The sequence below is a fragment of the Streptomyces calidiresistens genome (assembly GCF_014141525.1).
Lineage (GTDB): Bacteria > Actinomycetota > Actinomycetes > Streptomycetales > Streptomycetaceae > Streptomyces > Streptomyces calidiresistens.
On the sequence record NZ_VKHS01000952.1, the window covers coordinates 1 to 1,864 of the forward strand.

Sequence of the window (1,864 nt, forward strand, 5' to 3'; positions counted from 1 at the left end):
CCACCCCGACCGCCGCGCCCGGCGCCGGCACCCCGCCGGACACCGGGAACCCCCGGCCCCCGAACGGCCGCCGCGACCGCCAGCGGGGCGTCACCGCCGTCGAATTCGCCGGATGGCTGCCGATCCTGCTGATCGTCGCCCTCGCCGGTATCCAACTCGGAGTCGCCGGCTTCGCCGTCCAACAGGCGGGCTCCGCCGCCCGCGCCGCCGCCCGGGTCGCCTCCCAGGACGAGGTGGGACACCGCTGGGCCGAGGCCGGCCGGGCCGCCACCAGCGACTGGCTCCCGGTCTCCCTGAGCATGGGGGAGTCCTGCGGTGACGTGACCACCGTGACCGCGAGCGTCGAGGTGCCCTCCGTGATGCCCTTCCTGCCGAGCCCCGGCACCGCCCGGCGGACCGTCACCATGCCCTGCGACTAGCCGAGTCAGCCCCGGCACGGGAAGAACCCGCGCCGGTACCAGGAACCACCGGGAGACACACCATGGGCCTCAGGTCCCGCCTCGCCGGCCGGGAGGAGACCACCACCGACGGTCACGGGGACGGTCGGCTGGTCGCCGACTACCGCGCCAAACTCCTCCGGGAGATCGACCTCGCCGAGATGTCCTCCCTGGGCACCGCCGAGCGCCGCGACCGCCTCGAGCGCGTCCTCGGCCACATCCTCAGCCGCGAGGGCCCCGTCCTCTCCCCCCAGCAACGCGCCCTGCTCATCCGCCGCGTGGTGGACGAGGCCCTGGGGCTGGGCATCCTCGAACCCCTGCTGGAGGACCCCTCCGTCACCGAGATCATGGTCAACGGCCCCGAGCAGATCTTCGTGGAACGCGCCGGCCGGGTGGAACGCCTGCCCCTGCGGTTCGCCTCCGAGGAACAGCTCATGCAGACCATCGAGCGCATCGTCTCCACCGTCAACCGCCGCGTGGACGAGGCCAACCCCATGGTCGACGCCCGCCTCCCCACCGGCGAACGGGTCAACGTCATCATCCCGCCGCTCTCCCTGACCGGCGCCACCCTCACCATCCGCCGCTTCCCCCGCGCCTACACCCTCCGCGAACTCGTCGACTTCGGCACCCTCGACGAACCCGTCCTCCTGCTGCTCGCCGCCCTCGTCCGGGCCCGGCTCAACATCATCGTCTCCGGCGGCACCGGCTCCGGGAAGACCACCCTGCTCAACGCCCTCTCCGGACTCATCCCCGAGGGCGAGCGCATCGTCACCGTCGAGGACGCCGCCGAACTCCAGCTCCAGCAGAGCCACGTCATCCGGCTGGAGTCCCGCCCGCCCAACGTCGAGGGACGCGGCGAGATCACCATCCGCGACCTGGTGCGCAACTCCCTGCGCATGCGCCCCGACCGCATCATCGTCGGCGAGGTCCGCGGCGGCGAGACCCTCGACATGCTCCAGGCCATGTCCACCGGTCACGACGGCTCCCTGGCCACCGTCCACGCCAACAGCGCCGACGACGCCCTGATGCGCCTGCAGACTCTCGCCTCCATGTCGGAACTCCAGGTGCCCTTCGAAGCCCTCCGCGACCAGATCAACAGCGCCGTGGACGTCATCGTCCAACTCGTCCGCAACCCCGACGGCAGCCGGCGCATCGCCGAGGTCGTCGCCCTCACCAGTCGGGGACGCCAACCCTTCCGCATCGCCGACCTGGCCCGCCTCGACACCGCCCCCATGACCGCCGACGGCCGCGTCCACGGCGTCTTCCGGCACCATCCCGTCCCGCGCGGCCTCGCCGACCGCCTCCACCGCGCCGGGGAGCGCATCCCGCCCGTCTTCGGGGTCCACCTCGACGACGACCACCTCACCACCAGGGAAGCCCGCTGACATGGCCCACACCCCACCCGCGGCGCCCCTCCCGCACCTGGC

2 protein-coding genes are annotated in these 1,864 nt (G+C 72.9%); both read left to right on the top strand.

Translation table 11 applies throughout. The features are described 5' to 3' along the window. A partial coding sequence (locus FOE67_RS24470; protein ID WP_228474246.1) for a TadE family protein occupies positions 1 to 419 on the top strand: 419 nt, incomplete at its 5' end. 62 nt (positions 420 to 481) lie between these two features. Beyond that, positions 482 to 1,822, top strand: a complete 1,341-nt coding sequence (locus FOE67_RS24475) for a TadA family conjugal transfer-associated ATPase (protein WP_182666998.1) — start codon at positions 482 to 484, stop codon at positions 1,820 to 1,822. Positions 1,823 to 1,864 lie beyond the last annotated feature (42 nt).